The sequence below is a fragment of the Pseudomonas tritici genome, from assembly GCF_014268275.3.
GTDB classification, from domain to species: Bacteria; Pseudomonadota; Gammaproteobacteria; order Pseudomonadales; family Pseudomonadaceae; genus Aquipseudomonas; species Aquipseudomonas tritici.
Window position 1 is genome coordinate 4,208,454 of record NZ_CP077084.1, and the last position, 20,468, is coordinate 4,228,921.

At 63.3% G+C, this 20,468-nt stretch carries 22 protein-coding genes; 8 read left to right on the forward strand and 14 right to left on the reverse strand.

The window, feature by feature from the left end:
* Nucleotides 1-3 precede the first annotated feature (3 nt).
* From HU722_RS18970 to HU722_RS18980, 3 genes are all read right to left on the reverse strand, one after another.
* Nucleotides 4-1,641, reverse strand: coding sequence for an ABC transporter substrate-binding protein (locus HU722_RS18970; RefSeq protein ID WP_065875920.1), 1,638 nt, complete (start codon nucleotides 1,639-1,641; stop codon nucleotides 4-6).
* 95 nt (nucleotides 1,642-1,736) lie between these two features.
* On the reverse strand, nucleotides 1,737-3,011 hold the full coding sequence (locus HU722_RS18975; protein ID WP_065880922.1) for an NAD(P)/FAD-dependent oxidoreductase: 1,275 nt from the start codon (nucleotides 3,009-3,011) through the stop codon (nucleotides 1,737-1,739).
* A gap of 22 nt (nucleotides 3,012-3,033) precedes the next feature.
* Nucleotides 3,034-3,702, reverse strand: a complete 669-nt coding sequence (locus tag HU722_RS18980; RefSeq protein WP_065875916.1) for a haloacid dehalogenase type II — start codon at nucleotides 3,700-3,702, stop codon at nucleotides 3,034-3,036.
* Between the two features lie 598 nt (nucleotides 3,703-4,300).
* Here HU722_RS18980 and HU722_RS18985 point away from each other — a divergent pair.
* Together HU722_RS18985 and HU722_RS18990 are read left to right on the forward strand one after the other, a co-directional pair.
* Entirely contained in the window at nucleotides 4,301-5,152 is an 852-nt protein-coding gene (locus tag HU722_RS18985; RefSeq protein WP_065890689.1) for a GNAT family N-acetyltransferase, read from the forward strand.
* A gap of 22 nt (nucleotides 5,153-5,174) precedes the next feature.
* Nucleotides 5,175-5,888, forward strand: a complete 714-nt coding sequence (locus HU722_RS18990; RefSeq protein ID WP_065880907.1) for a cupin domain-containing protein — start codon at nucleotides 5,175-5,177, stop codon at nucleotides 5,886-5,888.
* A 20-nt stretch (nucleotides 5,889-5,908) separates the two neighbouring features.
* Here the strand turns inward: HU722_RS18990 and HU722_RS18995 are convergent, their stop codons facing one another.
* Nucleotides 5,909-6,793: a LysR family transcriptional regulator gene (locus tag HU722_RS18995; protein ID WP_065874024.1), complete on the reverse strand. Its 885-nt coding sequence runs from the start codon at nucleotides 6,791-6,793 to the stop codon at nucleotides 5,909-5,911.
* Nucleotides 6,794-6,887: 94 nt separating this feature from the next.
* Between HU722_RS18995 and HU722_RS19000 the strand changes: the two genes are divergently transcribed.
* The 5 genes from HU722_RS19000 to HU722_RS19020 all read left to right on the forward strand — a co-directional run bounded on the left by HU722_RS19000 (nucleotide 6,888) and on the right by HU722_RS19020 (nucleotide 12,040).
* Nucleotides 6,888-8,024 carry a DSD1 family PLP-dependent enzyme gene (locus HU722_RS19000; protein WP_065874025.1) on the forward strand — a complete coding sequence of 379 codons (1,137 nt, stop codon included), beginning with the start codon at nucleotides 6,888-6,890 and terminating at the stop codon, nucleotides 8,022-8,024.
* Nucleotides 8,014-8,418 carry a RidA family protein gene (locus tag HU722_RS19005; protein WP_065890688.1) on the forward strand — a complete coding sequence of 135 codons (405 nt, stop codon included), beginning with the start codon at nucleotides 8,014-8,016 and terminating at the stop codon, nucleotides 8,416-8,418. Before HU722_RS19000 ends, HU722_RS19005 begins: the two co-directional genes overlap by 11 nt.
* Complete coding sequence (locus HU722_RS19010; RefSeq protein ID WP_065890687.1) at nucleotides 8,415-9,596, forward strand: NAD(P)/FAD-dependent oxidoreductase; 1,182 nt, start codon at nucleotides 8,415-8,417, stop codon at nucleotides 9,594-9,596. The genes HU722_RS19005 and HU722_RS19010 overlap by 4 nt, the downstream gene beginning before the upstream one ends.
* Nucleotides 9,593-10,423, forward strand: coding sequence for a GNAT family N-acetyltransferase (locus tag HU722_RS19015; RefSeq protein ID WP_065890686.1), 831 nt, complete (start codon nucleotides 9,593-9,595; stop codon nucleotides 10,421-10,423). The genes HU722_RS19010 and HU722_RS19015 overlap by 4 nt, the downstream gene beginning before the upstream one ends.
* A gap of 156 nt (nucleotides 10,424-10,579) precedes the next feature.
* The gene (locus HU722_RS19020; RefSeq protein WP_065890685.1) at nucleotides 10,580-12,040 is read left to right on the forward strand and encodes an aldehyde dehydrogenase family protein; all 1,461 of its coding nucleotides are present in this window, start codon (nucleotides 10,580-10,582) and stop codon (nucleotides 12,038-12,040) included.
* A gap of 110 nt (nucleotides 12,041-12,150) precedes the next feature.
* On the opposite strand, the gene HU722_RS19025 is transcribed toward HU722_RS19020, so the two are convergent.
* Both HU722_RS19025 and HU722_RS19030 read right to left on the reverse strand, forming a co-directional pair.
* On the reverse strand, nucleotides 12,151-12,924 hold the full coding sequence (locus tag HU722_RS19025) for an OmpA family protein (protein WP_065890684.1): 774 nt from the start codon (nucleotides 12,922-12,924) through the stop codon (nucleotides 12,151-12,153).
* Between the two features lie 10 nt (nucleotides 12,925-12,934).
* Nucleotides 12,935-13,327, reverse strand: a complete 393-nt coding sequence (locus tag HU722_RS19030) for a DUF4398 domain-containing protein (protein ID WP_049712476.1) — start codon at nucleotides 13,325-13,327, stop codon at nucleotides 12,935-12,937.
* Nucleotides 13,328-13,551: 224 nt separating this feature from the next.
* Between HU722_RS19030 and HU722_RS19035 the strand changes: the two genes are divergently transcribed.
* Nucleotides 13,552-13,929, forward strand: coding sequence for a c-type cytochrome (locus HU722_RS19035; protein WP_139113221.1), 378 nt, complete (start codon nucleotides 13,552-13,554; stop codon nucleotides 13,927-13,929).
* 25 nt (nucleotides 13,930-13,954) lie between these two features.
* Here HU722_RS19035 and gspD read toward each other — a convergent pair whose 3' ends face one another.
* From gspD to HU722_RS19075, 8 genes are read right to left on the reverse strand one after another with little or no spacing between them, the layout of a single operon-like run.
* Nucleotides 13,955-16,177, reverse strand: coding sequence for a type II secretion system secretin GspD (gene gspD, locus HU722_RS19040; protein WP_065874033.1), 2,223 nt, complete (start codon nucleotides 16,175-16,177; stop codon nucleotides 13,955-13,957).
* Nucleotides 16,174-16,698 (reverse strand): type II secretion system protein, XpsN-like, encoded by a 525-nt coding sequence (locus HU722_RS19045; RefSeq protein WP_065890683.1) that lies wholly within the window; start codon nucleotides 16,696-16,698, stop codon nucleotides 16,174-16,176. Before HU722_RS19045 ends, gspD begins: the two co-directional genes overlap by 4 nt.
* Nucleotides 16,695-17,306, reverse strand: a complete 612-nt coding sequence (gene gspM / locus HU722_RS19050) for a type II secretion system protein GspM (RefSeq protein WP_065874035.1) — start codon at nucleotides 17,304-17,306, stop codon at nucleotides 16,695-16,697. Before gspM ends, HU722_RS19045 begins: the two co-directional genes overlap by 4 nt.
* Nucleotides 17,281-18,324, reverse strand: coding sequence for a type II secretion system protein GspL (locus HU722_RS19055; protein WP_065890682.1), 1,044 nt, complete (start codon nucleotides 18,322-18,324; stop codon nucleotides 17,281-17,283). The genes gspM and HU722_RS19055 overlap by 26 nt, the downstream gene beginning before the upstream one ends.
* The gene (locus tag HU722_RS19060; RefSeq protein WP_186754925.1) at nucleotides 18,321-19,046 is read right to left on the reverse strand and encodes a general secretion pathway protein GspK; all 726 of its coding nucleotides are present in this window, start codon (nucleotides 19,044-19,046) and stop codon (nucleotides 18,321-18,323) included. Before HU722_RS19060 ends, HU722_RS19055 begins: the two co-directional genes overlap by 4 nt.
* Entirely contained in the window at nucleotides 19,043-19,672 is a 630-nt protein-coding gene (locus tag HU722_RS19065; RefSeq protein WP_065874038.1) for a prepilin-type N-terminal cleavage/methylation domain-containing protein, read from the reverse strand. Before HU722_RS19065 ends, HU722_RS19060 begins: the two co-directional genes overlap by 4 nt.
* Nucleotides 19,669-20,037 carry a type II secretion system protein gene (locus HU722_RS19070; protein WP_065890681.1) on the reverse strand — a complete coding sequence of 123 codons (369 nt, stop codon included), beginning with the start codon at nucleotides 20,035-20,037 and terminating at the stop codon, nucleotides 19,669-19,671. Before HU722_RS19070 ends, HU722_RS19065 begins: the two co-directional genes overlap by 4 nt.
* Nucleotides 20,034-20,465 carry a type II secretion system protein gene (locus HU722_RS19075; protein ID WP_065890680.1) on the reverse strand — a complete coding sequence of 144 codons (432 nt, stop codon included), beginning with the start codon at nucleotides 20,463-20,465 and terminating at the stop codon, nucleotides 20,034-20,036. The genes HU722_RS19070 and HU722_RS19075 overlap by 4 nt, the downstream gene beginning before the upstream one ends.
* Between the last annotated feature and the right edge of the window lie 3 nt (nucleotides 20,466-20,468).

Sequence of the window (20,468 nt, forward strand, 5' to 3'; positions counted from 1 at the left end):
TCCTCACGCGTCCAACCACACCTGCTCGGCAAACATGTAGCCCATGAAACCGCCCAACGGGTTGGTGCCGTAGCCTTTGACGCGCTGGTCCACGCCGTCGATGTTGCTGATGAACACCGGCACGCCGATACCGCAGTGGTCGTGCACCAGCGCCTGCATGTCGCCATACATTTTGGCGCGCTTGGCGTCGTCGGTTTCGCCACGGGCGAGCATCAGCAGTTGGTCAAACTGGTCGTTCTGCCAGCCGGACTCGTTCCACGGCGCCTTGGACTGGAAGAACTGCGAGAACATCACGTCGGCATTCGGCCGTGGGTTGATGTTGCCGAAGCTCAGCGGGTGTTTCATCCAGTGGTTGGACCAGTAGCCATCGCTCGGCAAGCGGTTCACGTCGAGCTTGAGCCCGGCCTGTTTGGCCGATTGCTGCAACAGCACAGCAATGTCCACCGAACCGGTGGCGGCAGGCGATGCCATGACGGGCATGGTGATGCTTTCCATGCCGGCTTTCTTCAACAGGAACTTGGCTTTTTCCGGGTCGTAGACCGTCTGCGGCAAGTCGGTGTTGAAGTAACGCGAACCCGGCGCAATCGGATGATCGTTGCCGACCACGGCAAACCCACGGAACACCGCGGACTTGACCTGCTCACGGTCGAGCAGCAGCTTCATGGCCTGAGTGAATTCCGGACTTTTGCCGGGCAACTGGTCCTGGCGAATGATCAAGTCAGTGTAGTTGCCCGACGGCGCATCCACGACCCGGTGTTTGGCACTCGCGGCGATACGCGTGGTGGAGCGTGGGTTGACCTCGTTGATCATGTGCACGTCGCCCGACAACAGCGCGTTGACCCGCGACGGTTCGTCGGCGATGGCGATGAATTCGATCTCGTCGAGGTACGGCAGGCCCGGTTTCCAGTAGTTCTTGTTGCGCACGGCAATCGAGCGCACACCCGGCTTGAACTCGCCCACGGTGAACGGTCCGGTGCCGATGCCTTTACCGAAATCGGTGGTGCCTTCGGGCACGATCAGCAGGTGCGACACCGCCAGGATCGACGGCAGCTCGGCGTTTGGCGCGCTGAGGCGAATCTGCACTTCGTTCGGGCCGCTGGCCTTGATCTCGGCGAACTGCTCCATCAGCGGCATGACTTTGGAGCCGGTGAGCGGGTCTTTGTGGCGGTTCAGCGAGAACACCACGTCGGCGGCCGTCAGGGCCTTGCCGTTGTGGAAGGTCACGTCTTTGCGCAGGGTGATCGTCCACACGGTCGCGTCGGTATTGTCGATGCGCTCAGCCAGTTCCAGTTGCGGCACCAGGTGCTTATCGAAACGGGTCAGGCCGTTGTAGAACATGTAGTGGCGTGCGTAGTCGGTGGACAGTGCGCCCTTGGCCGGGTCAAGGGTATCGGCGGTGGAGCTGGACATGCCGGCGACACGGATCTTGCCACCGGGCTTGCCTTTGCCCTCAACGGCGGCTTCATCGGCGAACAACTGACCGGCGCTGCCGAACAGGCTGCCCGCACCGGCGGCGGCCACACCGGCAACGCCGAGCATTTGCAAAGCGTTGCGGCGTGACATGCCGCGGTTGAGACTTTCAAACACCCGCAGGCTTTCCTGGCCGGAAATGAGCTCGGGTGTGTTTTTTTTGTCAGTCATAGCAAGGCTACCTGTCGATAATCGGAAGAATCGAGTGCTCACGGATGTCCGGAGCGTCCTGGAAACGCAAACGACGGTGACGCAACAACGGCAACTCAGTGCAAATAGTCCTGGAAACGGTAATAGGCGCCCACGAACGGCAGGAACCAGGGTTTGCCGAAATGCCCGGGAATCGCCGGCCATTCGAGTTCACGCCACGGATTGGCCGCCGTGTTGCCAGCCATGACGTCGGCCATGACCTGGCCCATGTGCACCGACATCTGCACGCCATGGCCGCTGTAGCCCATGGAATGGAACACGCCGCCATGCTGGCCGGCGCGGGGCAGGCGGTCGGACGTCATGTCCACGAGCCCACCCCAGCAGTAGTCGATTTTTACCCCCGCCAACTGCGGGAATATGTTCAGCATCGCCGCTTGCAGCACCTTGCCGCTCTTGGCGTCGGAGACGCTGTCGGACATGGCAAACCGCGCACGCCCACCAAACAGCAGGCGGTTGTCCGGGGTCAGGCGAAAGTAGTTGCCGATCATGCGGCTGGTGACGTACGCACGGCGCTGCGGCAACAATTGGTCGATCAACGCCTGGGGCAAGACTTCGGTAGCAATCACGAAGCTACCCACCGGCACGATGCGCCGGCGGTACCAGCCAAGGTCGCCATGCTGACAGGCGCCGGTGGCCAGCAAGACTTGCCCGGCGTGCAGCGACCCCTTGGCGGTATTGACCTGATAACCGCCGGCCTGGGCCTTCCAATCCTTGACGGCCGTGTGCTCGTAAATCATCGCACCACGCCGCGCCGCCGCTTCGGCCAACCCGACGCCAAAGCGCCCGACATGCATCTGCACGCCGTTGCGTTGCAGCAAACCGCCATGGAACTGCGCCGAGTTGACTTCGGCGTGGGTCTGTTCGGCGCTGAGCAGCTCGACATCGGCATCCACCTCCTGGCGGATCAGCTCGCACGTGCGGGCCAGGCCTTCGTAATGCATGGGCTTGGCCGCCAGCTTGAGCTTGCCGTTGCGCACCATGTCGCAGGCAATCCCTTCCTGCTCGACCAGCGACACCACGCTCTGTACCGCGCGCTCATACGCCTGGTAATAAGCGCGCGCCTTGGCGGCACCGAGGCTGGCGTGCAGCCCGGCGTAATCCTGGGCCACGCCAGTGTTGCACTGCCCACCGTTACGCCCCGAGGCTTCACCGATCACGCGCCCGGCGTCCAGCACCACGACGCTGGCGCCCTTGAGCGCCAAGGCCCGCGCAGCCGCCAGGCCGGTAAACCCACCGCCGACCACGGCCACGTCGACCTGCTTGGGCAAGCCGCCCAGCTGGGCACCGGTAAACGCCGGTGCGGTGTCGAGCCAATAGGATTCACTGCCCATGTCTTACCCTCAAGGTGCGCGTTTACAGACCGACCAACGCCGGCAACCCACCGATATCGGTGATCTGCTGGTAACCGTAGAACGCATTGGCCGGCACTTCGTGGCCACGGGCAACAAAGGCCTTGTTCTTGATCTTCATGTCATGGGCCGACATCAGGTCATAACGGAAGCTGGAAGATACATGCAAGATGTCTTCCGGACCGCACCCGAGGTTGTCGAGCATGAATTCAAACGCCGCCAGCCGCGGCTTGTAGGCCTGGGCCTGTTGAGCCGTGAACACTTTATGGAACGGCGCGCCGAGCTTGTCGACGTTGGACATGATTTGACTGTCCATGGCATTGGAGAAGATCACCAAGGGGATCTTGTCGGCAATCTTCGACAGACCGGCCGGCACGTCCGCATGGGGCCCCCAGGTCGGCACAGCGTCGTAATAAAGCTGGCCTTCTTCGCGGTAGTCGATACCCCAGCGCTTGCAGGTACGGGCCAGGGCGGTCTTGAGAATTTCATCGTACGGGCGCCAGTCGCCCATGACCTGGTCAAGACGGTAGGCCGAGAAGTCCTTGACGAACTGGTCCATCTGCTCAGGGGTGATGCGGTCAGCGAACAGCTCGCGGGTCATGGTGCCCATATGAAAGTTGGTGAGCGTGCCGTAGCAGTCGAACGTAATGAATTTGGGGCGAAGAAAGCTCATTGAGTGCGGTCCTGGAGTCAGTTGAATGTGACAAGCGTTCGCTGCCCTGGCGGCGCGTCGGCCTCGTTGCAGCACAGGTTCATTACACCACTGTGAAATCAGCATATGCCGTCTAAAACGACCCGCGCTCAATACAAACCACCGTTTTGGGGGTTGGGCTCAGCAGAGTTTGCGGTGCGCGCCAGGCTTGGGCAGGGCCTTTGTTTGTGCGCTTTTATGGGGATTTCCAGGGCCAGGGCCTCAAGAATAGGGGGTGTGGGCGGCAGAAAGTGTGGCGGGCTGATTGACCCTCCGCCTGTAGTGAGCGGGCTTGCCCCGCGCGGGTGGCGAAGCCGCCCCAATAAGGACACCACCGAGTATCAGGATAAATCCAGATCGCCTGGTTTGGGGCGGCGTCGCCACCCAGCGCGGGGCAAGCCCGCTCACTACAGGAAGCATTTGCTGCTGCGCACCTGCACCAATTAAGTAGCAACTGTGGTCCCGCCTTGAACAGCTCGGGGAATCTACCGAATGTGCCCGCCCCTCTTGCCAGCCTCCAGGCCAGGTGGGATACAAGCACCCTCGCCGTGCTAAAAACCACGTTCCCTGGAGGCTCGCCATGTCCACCCTGCCACACCCCGCTTATACCTACCGCCCGATGACAGTGGCCGACCTCCCCGCCGCCCATGCCTTGTCAGTGCAACTCAAATGGCCCCACCGCCTGGAAGACTGGGCGATGTTGCAACGGGTCAGCGACGGCTTCGTGGTGATGGACGGCGAACGCCTGATCGGCAGCGCTTTCACCTGCCCCCAAGGCGATTACGCGACCATCGGCCTGGTGATCGTCAGCAATGACTACCAAGGCCAAGGCATCGGCCGTCGTTTGATGGAAAAGGCCCTCGCCGCCTGCGATTCACGCACGCCCCTGCTCAACGCCACCCTCGCCGGCGCGCCGCTGTATGCCAGCCAGGGCTTCGTCGAGTTCGGTCGGGTCCAGCAGCATCAAGGCCAAGCGTTGGTGCCCGACCTTGTGGCCTTGGCACCCGGCGAAAGCTGCCGTGCGCTGGGCGCCGATGACCACGCCACGCTGCTGGCCCTGGCCAAGGCCGCCAGCGGCCTGGACCGCCGCGAAGTGCTGCGCGACCTGCAGGTCGAGCACGCCGTGGGCATCGAGCGCGACGGCCAGTTACGCGGCTTCGCCCTGCTGCGCCCGTTTGGCCGTGGCCGCTGCATCGGCCCGGTGGTCGCCGAGAACCTCAACCAGGCCAAGCACCTGATCGCGGCGTTACTGGCGCAGGTCCCCGACACCTTTGTGCGCATCGATATCCCCGTAGTCTGCGGCCTCAGCGACTGGCTCGAGAGCGCCGGCCTGAAAAACATCGACACCGTCGCACAGATGGCCCTGGGCACGCCGCCCCAGGCCAGCCAAGGCGTATACCCGTTTGCCCTGATCACCCAGGCGATCGGCTGACTTTCCTCCCGGAGCACTCCACATGTCATCTCCCCAAATCCTGCTGTTGGCTCGCGCCGACGGCAGTAGCGTTGCCACGTCTTTCAACAACGCAGCGTTGAGCGTACTTGACCCCTTCGGCGACAGCCGCCAACTCGCCTGGCGGGGCGACGACGGTGTGTCCGCAGGCCGGGTGCAGTTCAGCGGTGAAGCCGTGATCGAAGACTTCCCCCATAGCGAGACGCTGGTGGTGCACGCCGGCCAAGTGGTACTCAGCAGCGCAGGACAAACACTGAAACTGGGTGTCGGCGCCAGTGCCGTGATCGGCCGTGGCACCCACCTCACCGTACAGGCGAGTGCCAACAGTGAATGGGCGTTTTGCGCCCTCGACCTGTCCGACGCCCCTGCCTGCCCCGGCCTGACCTTCCTCGACCCATACACCCTGCTCAACCCCTCGGCCGCCCCGGAACCTGCGATCCTGATCGGCCCCACGCCGCAGTGCCGCGCACTCAACCTGTTCGACGACGCGGCCACCGAGTTGCGCATCGGCGTCTGGGACTCGACGCCTTACGCCCGCCACGGCCGCCCGCACAAACTGCACGAGTTGATGCACCTGCTTGAGGGCAGTGTCACGCTGCAGGACGACAAAAGTATCGACGTGACCGTCAACACCGGCGACACCGTATTCGTCGCCAAAGGCGCCCCCTGCGCCTGGACCAGCACGGTTTATGTACGCAAGGTGTATGCGGTGAAATAACAATGATCAGCGCGAGCTGATCACACCTTCAATGCCTCTTCCAGAAACGCCACCAACGCCTGCACGCGCGGGCTGCGAAGCTTGCGCGACGGCACCAGCAGGTTGACCGGCGCGCTGTCAAAACGCCAATCGGCCAATACCCGTACCAGGCTGCCGCTGGCGATGGCGTCACTCACGTCCCACTGCGAACGCAGCACCAACCCCAGCCCTTGCTCGGCCCAGCGCCGGGCGACGCTGCCATCGTTGCTCAACAAGACGGGCTCGATGCGCAGCGTCTTGCGTCCCTGCCCCTTGCGCAGATGCCACAGCGTGACGTCTTCATCGTTTTCACGAATGCAAATGCAGCGATGCGCCGTGAGCTCGTCCGGTGTCGACGGCACGCCCTGCGCTTGCAGATAGGCCGGGCTCGCGCATAGCCAGCGTTCGTTCGGCGACAGTTGCCGCGCCGTCCACAGGCTGTCATTGAGGTGGCCGATGTGAATCACTGCGTCGCTGTCATGCCGATCAGGCCAGGGGGTCTCACGCAAATCCAAGTGCAGGCAAAGCTGCGGGTGCAGGCGTATGAAGCGCGCCAGCAACGGCGCGAGTCGCTGCCGGCCAAAGCCAAACGGCGCCGCCAGCCGCAACGTGCCCACCAGCCTCTCGTCCTTTTGCCTGAACGACTCTGGGAGCGCCTCAAGCTGTTCCAGCAGCAGCGCGCTTTCACGCGAAAACCGCTCGCCATCGGCCGTCAGGCTGAGACGCCGCGCATCGCGATTGGCCAGGGTCAGCCCCAGCAGCGTCTCCAACTTACGCAGGCGCATGGAGAGCGCTGGCGGCGAGACATTCAGCGCCCTGGCCGCTGCACTCAGCGACTCCGACCGTGCAAGCGTCACGGCGAGGCGCAGGTCTTCGATGGAGATCATTCACTTTTACTTAATGATTGATGAGCCTGGATTGAACCACACCTTAAGGATGCCTGAGTAGAGTGTTGCCGTACCCAGCCATCCGAGTCCCGTCATGCCCACGCCGATTGCCTCTCTCGACACGCCAGCAGCGCTCATTGATGTCCCGCGAATGCAGCGCAATATCCAGCGTATGCAGCAACGCATGGACAGCCTCGGCGTGCGGTTGCGCCCCCACATCAAAACCAGCAAGTGCCTGCCTGTGATCGAGGCGCAGCTCGCTGCGGGGGCCAGCGGCGTCACGGTGTCCACGTTGAAAGAAGCGGAGCATTGCTTCACCCAAGGCCTGCGCAATGTGTTCTACGCCGTTGCCATCGCACCGGGCAAGTTACCCCAGGCGTTGGCACTGCGGCGCAAAGGCTGCGACCTGAGCGTGCTCACCGACAGCGTCCAGGGTGCCCAGGCCATCGTCGCGTTTGCACAGCAGCACGCTGAACATTTTGACGTGTGGATTGAAATTGACTGCGACGGCCATCGCTCCGGCCTGGCAGCTGAAGACCCTGCGCTTATAGACGTCGCGTCCATCCTCAGCAGTGGCGGTATGCGCCTGCGTGGTGTGATGACCCACGCCGGTTCCAGTTATGAGCTGGACACCCTGGAAGCCCTGCAAACGCTGGCCGAACAGGAACGCGCCCTCTGCGTCCGCGCCGCCGAGCGCATCCGCGCAGCCGGGTTGGCGTGCCCGGAAGTCAGCATCGGTTCCACGCCCACCGCGCTCTCGGCGCTCAACCTCGACGGCGTCACCGAAGTGCGCGCAGGCGTCTATGTGTTCTTCGACCTGGTCATGCACAACATTGGCGTATGCCGGGCGGACGAATTGGCGTTGAGCGTGCTGACCACGGTGATCGGCCATCAGCCGGACAAAGGCTGGATCATCACGGACGCCGGCTGGATGGCCATGAGCCGTGACCGCGGCACGCAGCGTCAGCGCCAGGACTTTGGCTATGGGCAAGTGTGTACCGAAGCGGGCGACTGGATCGACGGGGCGCTGGTCACGGGCGCCAACCAAGAACACGGCATCATCACCCTGGGCGCCGCCAACAGTGACGCGCTTGCCGCGCGCTTCCCTATCGGCAGTCGCCTGCGCATCCTGCCCAACCATGCCTGCGCCACCGGCGCGCAGTTCCCGGACTATCACGCCCTCGACGCCGACGGCGCGGTGCATACATGGAGTCGCTTGCATGGCTGGTAATCCAGAGGTGATTCATACCGCAGACGCGGCAGCGCCGGGCGGGCACTATTCGCAGGCGGTGGTCCACGCCGGCGTGGTGTACGTGTCCGGGCAATTGCCGGTACGCGCCAATGGCGAGCACAGCGCCGATCAACCGTTTGAGATTCAGGCGTCGATTGCCCTCGACAACCTGATGGCGATCCTCAGGGAAGCCAGGCTGAGCCCCCGCGACCTGCTCAAAGTGACGGTGTATGTGGTCGGGATAGAACATTGGCCGGCGTTTGACCGCATTTATGCACACTATTTGGGCGAGCACCGGCCAGCCCGCGCCGTGGTACCGGTCCCGATGTTGCACCATGGTTACCTGATCGAAATCGAAGCCGTGGCCCGAGGCGCACAAGAGGAGCCTTCATGAACGCGCAAAAAAGTGATGTCTTGATCATTGGCGGCGGCATCATGGGCGCCTCATCGGCGTTTTTCCTGAGCCGGCGCGGCCGTGCGGTGACGCTGCTGGAGCGCGATCAGATTGGTCAATACGCCAGCGGCGTCAACTTCGGCAACGTCCGTCGCCAGGGGCGCTACCTGGGGCAGCTTGAATTGGCCAACCGTTCCTGGGCGCTGTGGAAGCGCCTGCCGAAACTGATCGACGATGACCTCGAATTCATCCCCAGTGGCCACATGCGCGTGTGTTACCGCGAAGACGAAATCGCCGAGTTGGAGGCCTATGCCGCCGCGCCGGAAGCGGTGCAACTGGACTTGAAAATCTATCGCGGCGCCGAGCTGCATCAACGCTTCGGCTTCCTTGGCCCGGAGGTCAAGGGCGGTTCCTACGCGCCCCACGACGGTCACGCCAACCCACGCCTGGCCGCCCCGGCGTTTGCCCGTGCGGCGCGTCGCCTAGGGGCGCGAATCGAGGAAAGAACCGAAGTGGCCGACGTGCAGAAGGTCAACGGCCTGTTCCACGTCACCACCACCGATGGGCAGTTGTTCGCCGCCGAGCAATTGCTGATTACCGCCGGCGCCTGGGCAGCCCGGTTGTCCGAGCAATTCGGTGAGCCGGTGCCGCTGGAACCCAACGGCCCGCAGATGTCCGTCACTGAACCAGTGCCCTACGCCTTGCCGACCGTGATTGGCGTGTTCACCAAAATCAAGGAAGAGGTGATCTACTTCCGGCAGATCCCACGTGGCAACATCATCATCGGGGGTGGTAACCGTTGCGCCCCGGATATGGTCAACCGACGGGCGTTTTTCAAGCCGGAAAGTTTGCTTAACCAAATGCGGCAGATGCGCCGACTTTTGCCAGGCGCCGAGAATCTCAACATCATCCGCGTGTGGAGCGGCATCGAGAGCTACACACCGGACTCGCTGCCGGTGATGGGCCCAAGCGGCATGGTGGACGGGCTGTTTTATGCGTTTGGTTTCTGCGGCCATGGCTTCCAGCTCGGCCCCGGCGTCGGCGATGTCATGGCCGAATTGATCAGCACCGGCAGTACCAGCACCTTGATCAGTCCCTTCGATATCCGCCGGTTCACGCAGCCATCGCTTACAGCGCAGCTGTCCACAAGCCTTCTCAGCACAGGAAAACTCATATGACCCACGCCTATGTGTACCGCACGGCTACCGCGGCAGACATGCCCGCCGCCCACGCGCTCTCGGTGCACCTTAAATGGCCGCACCGCGAGGAAGACTGGGCCATGGTGCAGCGCACGTCGGAAGGCTTTGTCGCCGAGCATGCGGGGCAGTTGGTGGGCGTAGCGTTCGCTTGCCACCAGGGGGCCTATTCCTCCATCGGCCTGGTGATCGTGAGCGATCAACATCAAGGCAAAGGCATCGGCCGCCAGTTGATGCAGCGGTGCCTGGACGCCGCGGCGCCGCGCACGCCGATCCTCAACGCCACCGAGTCAGGCGCGCCGCTGTATGCAAGCATGGGGTTCGTTGACTTCGCGCGTATTCAGCAACACCAAGGGGTGCCGCAAACGCCGGCGCCCTTTGCAAAATGTCGTGCGTTAAACCTGGCCGATTACCCTCAGGTGATTGAATTGGCCAATGCCGGCAGTGGACTGGACCGTACCGCAGTCCTCAACGATCTGCTGCCAACGGCCGAGCACGTCGTCGGCATCGATGTAGACGGGCACCTGAAGGGTTGCGCCCTGCTCCGTCGCTTTGGTCGCGGCCATATCATTGGTCCGGTGGTCGCGCAGGACCTGGACCAGGCCCGACAGTTGATCAGCCACCTGCTGCAGTTGATTCCTGGTGCGTTTGTGCGCTTCGACATTCTCAGCGAGTGCGGGTTGGCCGACTGGTTGGAAAGCCTGGGGCTGCCGTGCGTTGATCGGGCGCCGCGGATGGTACTGGGCGTGCCGCCGCAATCGCGCGACGGGATCCAACAGTTTGCGCTGGTGACTCAAGCGATCGGCTAGGGCTCAGCATGATGCAAGGCCAGCCCGCCGGATACGGCAGATTATTCCTTGCAGGCTTGAACAACGGCATCTTTTGCCTGGGCCGTTTTGGTAGCGTATCCAGACGCCCGGCCCCGCTGTTCGCAGCGCTTATCACCGCTCCAAGGAGCTCGTTGGATGACCACACACTCTTCGAATAACGACCGCGTTGATCTGCCAACGTCTCAGCAGTTTTATATCAACGGCCGTTGGACGCCCCCTGCCGTCCCGGCCAGTTTGCCGGTGGTCAACCCGGCCACTGAAGAGGTGGTAGCCGAGGTAGCGCGCGGCTCGGCCGAGGATGTCGACCGTGCGGTCGCGGCGGCGCGTGCAGCGTTCCCCGAGTGGTCGGCGCGCTCCGTCGAGTCGCGCGCGCAAATCCTCGGGAAAATCCATGAGTTGATCCTTGAGCGCAAAGAGGCGCTGGCGCAGGCGCTTTCTCTGGAGATGGGCGCTGCCATCAGTTTTGCGCGGGCCATGCAGGTGCCGCTGGCGGCCGAGCACGTTCGCGTCGCACGTGACCTGCTGGCCAGCTACCGCTTTCGGACGGTGGAAGACGGCACGGCGATCGAACGCGAACCTATCGGGGTGTGCGGTCTCATCACGCCGTGGAATTGGCCGCTGTATCAAATCACCGCAAAAGTCGCCCCGGCCATCGCCGCCGGGTGCACCGTGGTCTTGAAACCCAGCGAACTGTCCCCCCTGAGCGCCCTGCTCTTTGCACAACTATTGCACGACGCCGGCTTGCCGCCCGGTGTGTTCAACCTGGTCAACGGCAGCGGTCCCGACGTGGGTGCAGCCATCGCGGCCCACCCCGATATCGACATGATTTCAATCACCGGCTCAAACCGCGCCGGCGCACTGGTTGCACAAGCCGCCGCGCCTACAGTGAAACGGGTCACACAGGAATTGGGCGGCAAGTCGCCAAACCTGCTATTGCCCGATGCAGATTTCGCCAAGGCTGTGCCGCTGGGCGTGATGTCAGCGTTTCGCAATGTCGGGCAATCGTGCAGCGCACCGACCCGAATGATTGTGCCCAGAAACCGCCTGGCGGAGGTCGAGGCACTGGCCGCGCAGACTGCCAATGCACTCATCGTGGGTGACCCGCAATTGGAAGAGACGCAACTGGGCCCCATCGCCAACCGCGCACAATTCGATCGCGTGCAAGCAATGATCGCCGCTGGCCTCGACGAGGGTGCAAAACTGCTGTGCGGTGGGCCAGGGCGCGTGCGGGGTTTTGCAAAGGGCTTCTATAGCCGACCGACTGTGTTCTCTGAAGTGGCCACTGCCATGCGCATTGCTCAAGAGGAAATATTCGGCCCGGTGCTCTGCATCATTGCGTATGACACAGTCGATGAAGCAGTCGCTATCGCCAACGACACGGTTTACGGGCTGGGTGCCCATGTTCAGGGGCAAGACCTTGAGCTTGCGCGTGCCGTCGCCTCGCGCATTCGCGCCGGGCAAGTGCACCTGAACTACCCGGCCTGGAACCCCATGGCGCCCTTCGGCGGTTACAAGCGCTCGGGAAATGGGCGCGAGTACGGTATCTATGGTTTTGAGGAATACCTGGAAACCAAAGCCATCGTTGGCTTCGGCTGATACACGTTACCGACTGGCAAGCGTCAAGTCCGAGAGCGGCAGTGCCGCTCCCGGTTCATGGGCATGCCGCGCCGGGGCGCGACAACTGCCACATCGAACAACCCGCCCGCTTAGCGACGAGCGCTGACCGCCGACGCATCGTTGGACACAATCACTTCCACACGGCGATTCAACTGGCGTGACGGCGCGCTGAGGTTATCGGCGACCGGGAACTGCTTGCCGTAGCCCATCACTGCAATACGTTCAGCCCCGACGCCGAGGCGTTGCAGGCCACGGGCAACCGCTTGGGCACGGCGCTCGGACAAGCTCTGGTTGTAAGCATCGCCACCGGTGCTGTCGGTAAAACCTTCAACGCGTACCTGGCGCTCCGGGTTCTGCAACAGGAAGTTCGCCAGCCCCTGGAAATCCCGTTGGCTGCCCGGCTTCAACTCAGCCTTGCCGGTATCGAACAGCACATCGCCAAAGGTGACGACCTGGCCACGTTCGGTAGGCTGCGCTTTCATCGCCTGCAAGGCCTTGAGCTGCGCAGTGCGAACGTCGAGTTGCACCTGGGTACGGTCGACCGCGATGTTGTCGAGTTGCGCATCGGTTTTGCGACCGACGATGGTCTGCTCAGCCAGGGCGATTTTCTGCGTCGCGAGGTACGCGAGCTGATCGATCTGCGGGTCAGTACGGCTGTGCAGTGACAACTGGTTGGCGCGGTCCAGTGCGTTGGAGGCGATGCGCGTTTCAACCGCCGCCAGGGTGTTGGACTCAGGCTTTTGCTGCAGGCTGGAGAACTGGCTGCGCGCTTGCAGCAGTTGCGGGTTTTCCGGTGGCGTAGCGCAGCCGGCCAAGGCCAGGCCCAGGGCCGAAAGAACAGGAATGACGAGAGTGGTACGCATGGCAAGATCCTCAGTGAGTAGTCGCGGGGGCGTTGAGCATTTCCTGCTTGAGCACCTGGATGCCCTCCCGCGCCTGCTTCAAGACCTGTTGTTTACGCACCGCAGTGGCCTTGGCTTCGGCCAGGCCGGCATCGGCTTCGATCTGATCGGCCAAGGCGTCGACCTGGACGTAATTTTTTTCGCCGATGGCTTGCTCCATGCGTGCCAGTTTGTCCTGGGCGGTTTTCATCTCCAGCGGGGCGAACTGGGTCGCTTGCGCCGCCAAGGCGCGCCCAACCGAATCACGCGCCAGGGAGATTTTTGCCGCAGGCGGCTGCGGCGTAGCACAGCCTGCCAATGCACCGGCGACGATCACGGCCCAGGCCGAGCGGCGCAGGCGTTTGCTCACACTGGTCATCTTCATGTGTTGACTCCTAAGCATGTTCTTATGGCTGCAGGACCGATGGAGCGGCCCTTGCCGTCTCGCTTGCGATCAAGCGAGCGCGCCATCCTAGGAGGAAAAATATCGACTAGAAGAATGAAAAATCCCGCCTATCTGTAGGATTTTTCTCATAAAAATAACAACAGGCAGGTGTACTATTTGTTCAATGAGTTGTTCGCCATTCGACACAACAAGGCCATATGGAAATGAAAATAGTGTTCATCGCTTCGCTCGGCATTTTATCGCTGGCACACACATCCCTGGCCTTCGCAGATAACACCAACGGACGAAATCTCTATGTGCAGCGCTGTGCGATGTGCCACGGAGCGGATATCAAAGGTACTGGGCCACTGGCCAATAAAAGCAACCCGCCTACACCTGACCTGACAACAGCCGCTTTCAAAAAGCGACTGCATGATTATCCGGGCGTGATCGTCTCTTCGATCATACTTCGCCCCAATGGAGACTTGATCCCCAGAACGTTGCGAGAGAACGGCGTAAAGCTACCGCCGTTCACTTGGAGGGTTAACGATTTCCGCGATTTGAATCAATACATGGGCGAAGTGATTGCCAAGAGTCGATGATTTTCAGTCAATTGATCACGTTCCTTCAGTTAGCCGGCTTCAACAACTGCATCTGCTGCCGATAATCATCCGTCACCTGCCGCGCCTGGCTGCTACTGGTGATGACCCGCGGAGTAATAAGCACAATCAACTCGGTCCGATCCTTGGACTTACTGGTATTCCCAAACAACCACCGCAACCCCGGAATCTTCCCCAGATACGGCACCGCACTCACCGACTCCGCATTGTCCTGCTTGATCAACCCCCCCAGCAGCACCGTCTGCCCACTCTGCACGGCCACCTGAGTCGACACCGACCGCGTGGAAATACGCGGATTAGTCTGCGTGTCATTACTCGACGACGCCTGATCCTGCGCATCACTGACCTGCTGCTGAATATCCATGTACACCAGGCCACCCGGATTGATCCGCGGCACGACGTCGAGGATCACCCCGGTCTGCACATATTCAACGCTGCTCAAGGTGGTGTCGGAGGTGCCGGTGTTGACCGTGGTCTGGCTGATGGGAATGTTGTCGCCCACCTGAATCTGCGCCGGCTGGTTGTTCATCACCACCAGCGACGGCGCCGACAGCACTTGGGTGCGGCCGTTGGTTTCGAGGGCGTGCAAGGCGACTTGCAGGTTGGAGCTGACAAAGGAGTAGAACAACGAGTCCGCTGCCCCCAGGCCCGCGCCGCCACCGCCAAGGGCGCCCTGGCTGCCGGCGGTGTTGCCCACGGTGGTGCTGGTGGAATTGCCGGCCAGGCGGCCCAGGTACCACTGCACGCCAAGGTCCAGTTCGCCGGTAAGCTTGACTTCGAGGATGCGCGTCTCGATCTGCACTTGCAGCGGCGGGTTGTCGAGACGTTTGATCGCCGATTCAATCTCTTTCCACTGCACCGGGCGCGTGCGTACCAGCAGTTGGTTACTGCTTTTCTGCGCGGTGATGCGGGTGCCGGCGTCGAGGCTTTTGGCCGGAGCGTCTTCGCCCATGCCCTGCTCGGCGCTGTCCTGCTCGGCTTCCGGTTCCTGATCCTCATCATCAGCGGCGGGCTGGCTGTTATTCAGGTTGTTACTCAGGCCACCAGGCGTGCTGCCGGACGTGCTGTTGGTGCCCGGCGAAGACAGGGTCGCCGTGCGCAAACCGGGGGCAACCTTGGCCGGCGTGTCATCCTTGATCGCGCCCGTGCCGTAGATCTGCCGCAGGTACTTGGCGAGGTCGGTGGCCTTCATATTGCGCACATCGTAGACGTACATCTGCGGCTCGTTGCCGCCGCCTTCATCGATGGTGTGAATCCAGTCACCCACTTCACTGAGGTACTGCGGCTGTGACGAGATCGCGACCACCGAGTTGGTCCGCTCGATCGGCAGGAACCGCACCATGCCCGCCAGGGGCATGCCGCTGTCGGGCCCGAACATTTTCTGCAGCTCGGGCATCAGCTCGGCCACCGACGCACGTTGCAGGCCGAACACGCCCACCGACATGCCCTTGAGCCAGTCCACATCAAAGGTGTCGATGGTGTCCTGGTAGTTGGCCAGTTCCTCCGGGGTGCCGGCCAGGCTCAGCACATTGCGCGCCGGGTCGACCAACAAGAATGCATTTTCGCGGGCGAACGGCTTGAGCAGTTTCTGCATCTCGGTGGCCGAGATATAGCGCAGCGGAAACAGCCGCGCCGACAGGCCGCTGGACGGCTGCGACACGCGCATCTCTGGCACCAGCTTGCCCGCCACCGCCTGGTTGGCGGGCAGGATCACGTAGCGGTTGCCTTGCTTGATCATCGCGTTGTCGGTCCACGACAACAGGGTTTCCAGAATCGACAAGGCCTGTTGCTTGTTCACCGGTTTGGAGGTGGAAAAGCTGACGTTGCCTTTCACACCCTGGGCGATGCTGTAGTTTTCGTGCAGCAGGTCGCCCATCACGCTGTTGATCACCGCTTCGATCGGCTGGTCGGCGAAGTTGAACACGATGTCACCGCTGCCCTCCTCCTTCCTTGCCGGCGCTGCTGCCGGCGCGCGCACGAACTGCTGATTGCCACGAATCAACTGGCGTTGAGGGGGCGTCTTCGCCTGGGGTTGGCCGCTGTCGACCGGGGCCTGTTCGCTGGCCGGGTCCACTGGCGGGCGTTGCGAACCAGTGCCTTGCATCGCCTCGTGCAACAGGGCTTCGTCCGGGTCGAGGTGCTCAGGAAATGTCCCGCAGCCACCGAGGGAAACGGCGGTAGCCAGGCAAAACACGGTGGTGCGCAAAGCGCCGGGGAAGGTATCGATCAAGGGGCGGACTCGTGAGGAAGGGTAATCGGGGGTGTCGTGGACGGCGCGGGCAAACGCGGCGCGCGCAGGCTCAGGGTCTGCGTGCGGCCGTCAAGCACAAAGCGCGCTTCGCGGGGTGTCAGTTGTTCCAGGCGCCAGCCGTTGGGCAGGGTCTGGTCCTGGTGGACTTTCAGCGGCGGGCCGTCGCTGCGTTTGAGCAGTGCAACGCGCAGGTTGCCCTCCAGGACGATGCCGGTCAGCGTCAGGCTCGACAGGCTGGAGACGGCCGCCTGGCCGACCGCGCGATCAGGGCTGCGGTCGGGGCTGAACAAGGGGGCTTGCCAGGTGCCGGCGAGGCTTTCCAGGGTCGCACTCGGGGCCACCAGCGCGTTGGCCGAGGTGTTGGCGCGCGCATCAGGGTCAGGCGGCGGCAACCACTGCGGCGCATCGCCAATGCTGCTGAGGATGCCGACCATCAACAGGCCGAGCAGCGCGGACACACCGAGCAACAGCCATTCCAGAGGACGCAATGCAGGGATCATTGGCGCACCTGCTGTGCGGCGGCCGGCTGCAGGTAGCCGCGCACCAGCAAATGCACGATCAGCTGGCCGGCACCGCCACTGGCAGGTGCGTTGGGCGGGCGGCGGATACTCATCTCATCGACAAACAGGAACGGCCGCTGGTACTCCAGTTCATGCAGGATCGCGGTCAAGGGTTCGATGGCGCAGTTGAGGGTCAGGCTGACTTTGACCTGGCGATACGGCTCGGCGTCATCCTGCTCCGGGGTGATGGGCATGCGTTGGGTCAGGCTGCAGCCGCCACCGAGGCCGGCGCGGCTGTTGATCAGGTCGGCGATGCGCTGCATCAGGTCGGCCGCGACGGCGCTGGGGTCATCGCCGGGCAACAGGCTGGTGCTACTGGCCGGGTCCTGCCGTGCGAGCTCAAGCTGTTGGCGCAGGCTGGCGCCCTGGCGCAACACGCCGGCGTAGCGTTGTTGTTGCTCACGTAGCTGCTCGGCCTGCTCGCCCATGTCGCGCAAGGGACCGGCGAACCAGCTGTCGATCAACAGCCAATAACCGAGGCCGAGCACCAGGGCCAGGCCGATCAGGGCGGCGCCACGGCGTTCACGGGGTGTCAGTGGTCGGCGCATCGGCGGCCTCCTGGTGCAGGTGGGCGCGCAAGGAAAACTGATCCTTGCCGGTTTGCGCATCGGGTTGAATCACCCCTTCGAACTGGGCGTTTTCCAGGCTGTGGCAGTTCTTGATCCGTGTGATCAAGGCGCTGGCCTTGGCGCTTTGCCCGGAGAAGGACACGTCGGCGCCGTCGTTGACCTCCAACTGGTCGATCCAGGTGTCGGATGGCAGGCAAGCGGTCAGCTCGTTGAGCAGCGCCGACAACGGCGGTTGGGCTGCCTTGCGGCGGATCAGGTACTGCGCCGCACCACGTGTCGTGAGCAGTTGCTGGCGCAGGGCCTGGACCTCGGCAACCTGGGCTTTCTGCTCGCGCACGCTGTGCTGCATGGCCTCCAGCACGCGCTGGCGGTCGTTGAGCCACAGCAGCATCGCGGCAATCACCAAGGCACCGCACAGCCACGGCAGGCTGCGCTGCAAGCCCTTGCCCTCTGGGCGCTGGCGCGGGCGCAAGGGTGCCGGCAGCAAGTCGATGCCCATGGGCGTGCCTGTGCCTGCGTCCACATCCACCGCGTGGGGGTGCAATCCGAGGGCCGCACACTCATTGAGAATCGGGTCCAGGCGCTCACGCAGGATCGCCACCAGCGTGACGTGCACGTGCGTGGGTGTACGGCGTTCCTGGCGCGCGACGAAGTACAGTTGGGCGGCGTCGAACGGGGTATAGCGGTCCAGCTCATAACCGACCACCGTCGCCAGGTTGCGCGCTGCCGCCGGGGGCAATTGCAGGGTTTGCACCAGCACCGCATCGGGTGCGAGCAGCAACACCTGGCGTGCTTCGCCAGCGGGTTTTGCCACGGGTGCGGTCAACGGCCAGCGATAGCAGTGCTCGGGAATGTCCTGCAGCGACAGCCACGCCGGCAGGCAGCCACGCAGTTCCTTGAGCCACAGGCGCCAGCCCAGTTGCAGCAGGCTGCCGCGCCAGCGTTGGGTGATGGGCTCCGTCAGCCATTGAAGCCGTGCGGTTAAGTGATCGTTCATTCTTGCCAACGTAGGACTCGATAAGGTTGTGCGCTGCCTTGCGCGGGGCTCAATAACACCGTGGCTTGCAATCGGGCGTGGTAACCGCCGGGCCGTTGCACGCGGCTGCTGACCACCAGCACTTCGCCGGGGTCGGCTCCTACCGCGCTCTGGTGCGGCAGGTTCAGCGCGCGGCGCATCAAAGCACTGGCGAACGCCGGATCAGGCCGATCCAGGCCGCTCCACAGGCTGATCTCGGGCACCAGTGCGCTGTACAGCGCCTGGGTCATGCCCGGCAGTTGCCGCAGTTCTTCGACTACCCGAAACGGCGCCAGGCCTTGGTTGCGCCGCACGTCCAAGTCCCTGGCGAGCTGGTTGGCCTGGGTTTGGGTGGCACCGCAGGCCAGGGCCAGGCGGGCGAAGTCGGCGACCTCGGCGCTGTTCAAGTACAACTTGCCGCGCTCGCTGTGCAGGCTCACGTGCAGCTGTGCATCGTCAAACACCAGCGGGATTTCTCGCCCGTCGGCCACCCACTGCTTACGTTGCATCGGGTCGGCCAGCCCTTGCATCGCAAGCGCCACGCCTGCCTCGGCGGCCAACACGGCCTGGGTGTGCTGGCGGTGCCAGGCGGCCTGGCGCGTTTCCAGTTGCACCCAGCCGGCCAGGCCGCCCAGCAACAGGCTGAGCAACGCCAGCACCCACAGCACCAGCAACAGGGCCACGCCACGCTGATGCCTGATCATTCCGGTGCCCCGCCCGACAGGTTCAAGCGCAACGCAACCACTTGGGTCACCCAGGGCACCGGTCCATTCACACGGGCCGCGATGCGCACCGCATACGGCAAGCGCTTGGTCCACGGCCACTCGCTGATCCAGCCGGTGGCTTGGCCCTTGGGCGACAGGCCGCGGTAGCTGAATTGCAGGTCCTCGACCCCCTTCAACAACACCTGCGGCTCACTGCGCGAGGCCGGCACGCTGACCTGCGCCGCAGACTCAAACTGCGCGAACGCCACCTGCAAATCGCGCTGCGCCTCGGCGCCGGCCAACTGCAAGGTGAAGCGCTGGATCCCGCCACCGAGCACGCCGGGCAAGGTCGCGACAAACTGCATGCGCTGCGGGCCACCGGCGAAAAACCCATCGGTCTGGCTGTCGTCCTCGGTGACGTCCAAGGGCAGCGCCTCGCTGATGGAGGTACGCAAAAACTGCTGCGCGGCGCGCATTTCATCCAGGCTGACCGTGTAGCGCTGCGCCTTGAGCACCGCACGATTGGCCCCCAGCAACGCGCCGCCGACCAGCACCAGCAAGACGCCCAGCAAGCTCAGCACGATCATGATCTCGAGCAAGGTGAAGCCCTGCTGACGCGGCTTCACAGGCCTGCCTTGTCGCTGGCTGCGCGCAGTTTCAAGGTACTGAAACTGGCGTTGCGCGGGCCTTCACTGACGCTGAGGTCGAGGCGAAACAGCTGTGGCTGGCCGATACGGGTGGGCTGCTGGGCAATGCGCAATTGCCAGGCGACGCCGTCCAGATCGCCGTGGCGCACACCATTGGCCAGCGGCCCCGCCGCTTCCTGGTCCAGCACGCTGACGGCGGCGTGGGTAAGCCGGTCGCTATGGGCAACCTGCAACAGCGACCGCGCGCTCTGGCCGAACGCAACCAGCAGCACGCTGCTGCAGATCGCCATGAGCGTCAGCGCGGCGAGCATCTCCAGCAACGTGAAACCGCCCTGGTGCTTCATGGCAGCGCCTTGGACTGCACGCTGCCGGTCAGCCAGCCGATATCGATGCGCCAACGCCGGCTGCCATTGGTCAGCAGCAGGTTGCCGCCGGTGGAACTGCCATCGGGGTAGAACTCGATCGCGGCGCCTGCGTGCTCAGCGGTGTGCAGGGTCACTTGCAGGTCGGCCGGCCAGTGTTTCAACGGTCGACCCGGCGCCTGGAAGCTCAACGCGTGCAGGTCGAACAGGGTTTGTTCTGTACTGCCGCTGACAATCGCCCGCGCCCGCGTGGCCCGCAAGGCCTCGACCATCTGCCCCACGGCCTGGCGCTCTTTCGCCGCACGCAGGCCTTGTTGCAGGCCAAACCCCACCAACCCGGCCGCGATGCTGATCAAAACGATCACCACCAGCATTTCCAGGAGGGTAAAGCCGCGTTGGGGGCTGATCATGTT

Coding starts and splice junctions, on each gene's coding strand:
- HU722_RS18970 (WP_065875920.1), bottom strand. CDS start 1,641: ATGACTGACAAAAAAAACACACCCGAGCTCATTTCCGGCCAGGAAAGC.
- HU722_RS18975 (WP_065880922.1), bottom strand. CDS start 3,011: ATGGGCAGTGAATCCTATTGGCTCGACACCGCACCGGCGTTTACCGGT.
- HU722_RS18980 (WP_065875916.1), bottom strand. CDS start 3,702: ATGAGCTTTCTTCGCCCCAAATTCATTACGTTCGACTGCTACGGCACG.
- HU722_RS18985 (WP_065890689.1), top strand. CDS start 4,301: ATGTCCACCCTGCCACACCCCGCTTATACCTACCGCCCGATGACAGTG.
- HU722_RS18990 (WP_065880907.1), top strand. CDS start 5,175: ATGTCATCTCCCCAAATCCTGCTGTTGGCTCGCGCCGACGGCAGTAGC.
- HU722_RS18995 (WP_065874024.1), bottom strand. CDS start 6,793: ATGATCTCCATCGAAGACCTGCGCCTCGCCGTGACGCTTGCACGGTCG.
- HU722_RS19000 (WP_065874025.1), top strand. CDS start 6,888: ATGCCCACGCCGATTGCCTCTCTCGACACGCCAGCAGCGCTCATTGAT.
- HU722_RS19005 (WP_065890688.1), top strand. CDS start 8,014: ATGGCTGGTAATCCAGAGGTGATTCATACCGCAGACGCGGCAGCGCCG.
- HU722_RS19010 (WP_065890687.1), top strand. CDS start 8,415: ATGAACGCGCAAAAAAGTGATGTCTTGATCATTGGCGGCGGCATCATG.
- HU722_RS19015 (WP_065890686.1), top strand. CDS start 9,593: ATGACCCACGCCTATGTGTACCGCACGGCTACCGCGGCAGACATGCCC.
- HU722_RS19020 (WP_065890685.1), top strand. CDS start 10,580: ATGACCACACACTCTTCGAATAACGACCGCGTTGATCTGCCAACGTCT.
- HU722_RS19025 (WP_065890684.1), bottom strand. CDS start 12,924: ATGCGTACCACTCTCGTCATTCCTGTTCTTTCGGCCCTGGGCCTGGCC.
- HU722_RS19030 (WP_049712476.1), bottom strand. CDS start 13,327: ATGAAGATGACCAGTGTGAGCAAACGCCTGCGCCGCTCGGCCTGGGCC.
- HU722_RS19035 (WP_139113221.1), top strand. CDS start 13,552: ATGAAAATAGTGTTCATCGCTTCGCTCGGCATTTTATCGCTGGCACAC.
- HU722_RS19045 (WP_065890683.1), bottom strand. CDS start 16,698: ATGATCCCTGCATTGCGTCCTCTGGAATGGCTGTTGCTCGGTGTGTCC.
- gspM (WP_065874035.1), bottom strand. CDS start 17,306: ATGCGCCGACCACTGACACCCCGTGAACGCCGTGGCGCCGCCCTGATC.
- HU722_RS19055 (WP_065890682.1), bottom strand. CDS start 18,324: ATGAACGATCACTTAACCGCACGGCTTCAATGGCTGACGGAGCCCATC.
- HU722_RS19060 (WP_186754925.1), bottom strand. CDS start 19,046: ATGATCAGGCATCAGCGTGGCGTGGCCCTGTTGCTGGTGCTGTGGGTG.
- HU722_RS19070 (WP_065890681.1), bottom strand. CDS start 20,037: ATGAAGCACCAGGGCGGTTTCACGTTGCTGGAGATGCTCGCCGCGCTG.
- HU722_RS19075 (WP_065890680.1), bottom strand. CDS start 20,465: ATGATCAGCCCCCAACGCGGCTTTACCCTCCTGGAAATGCTGGTGGTG.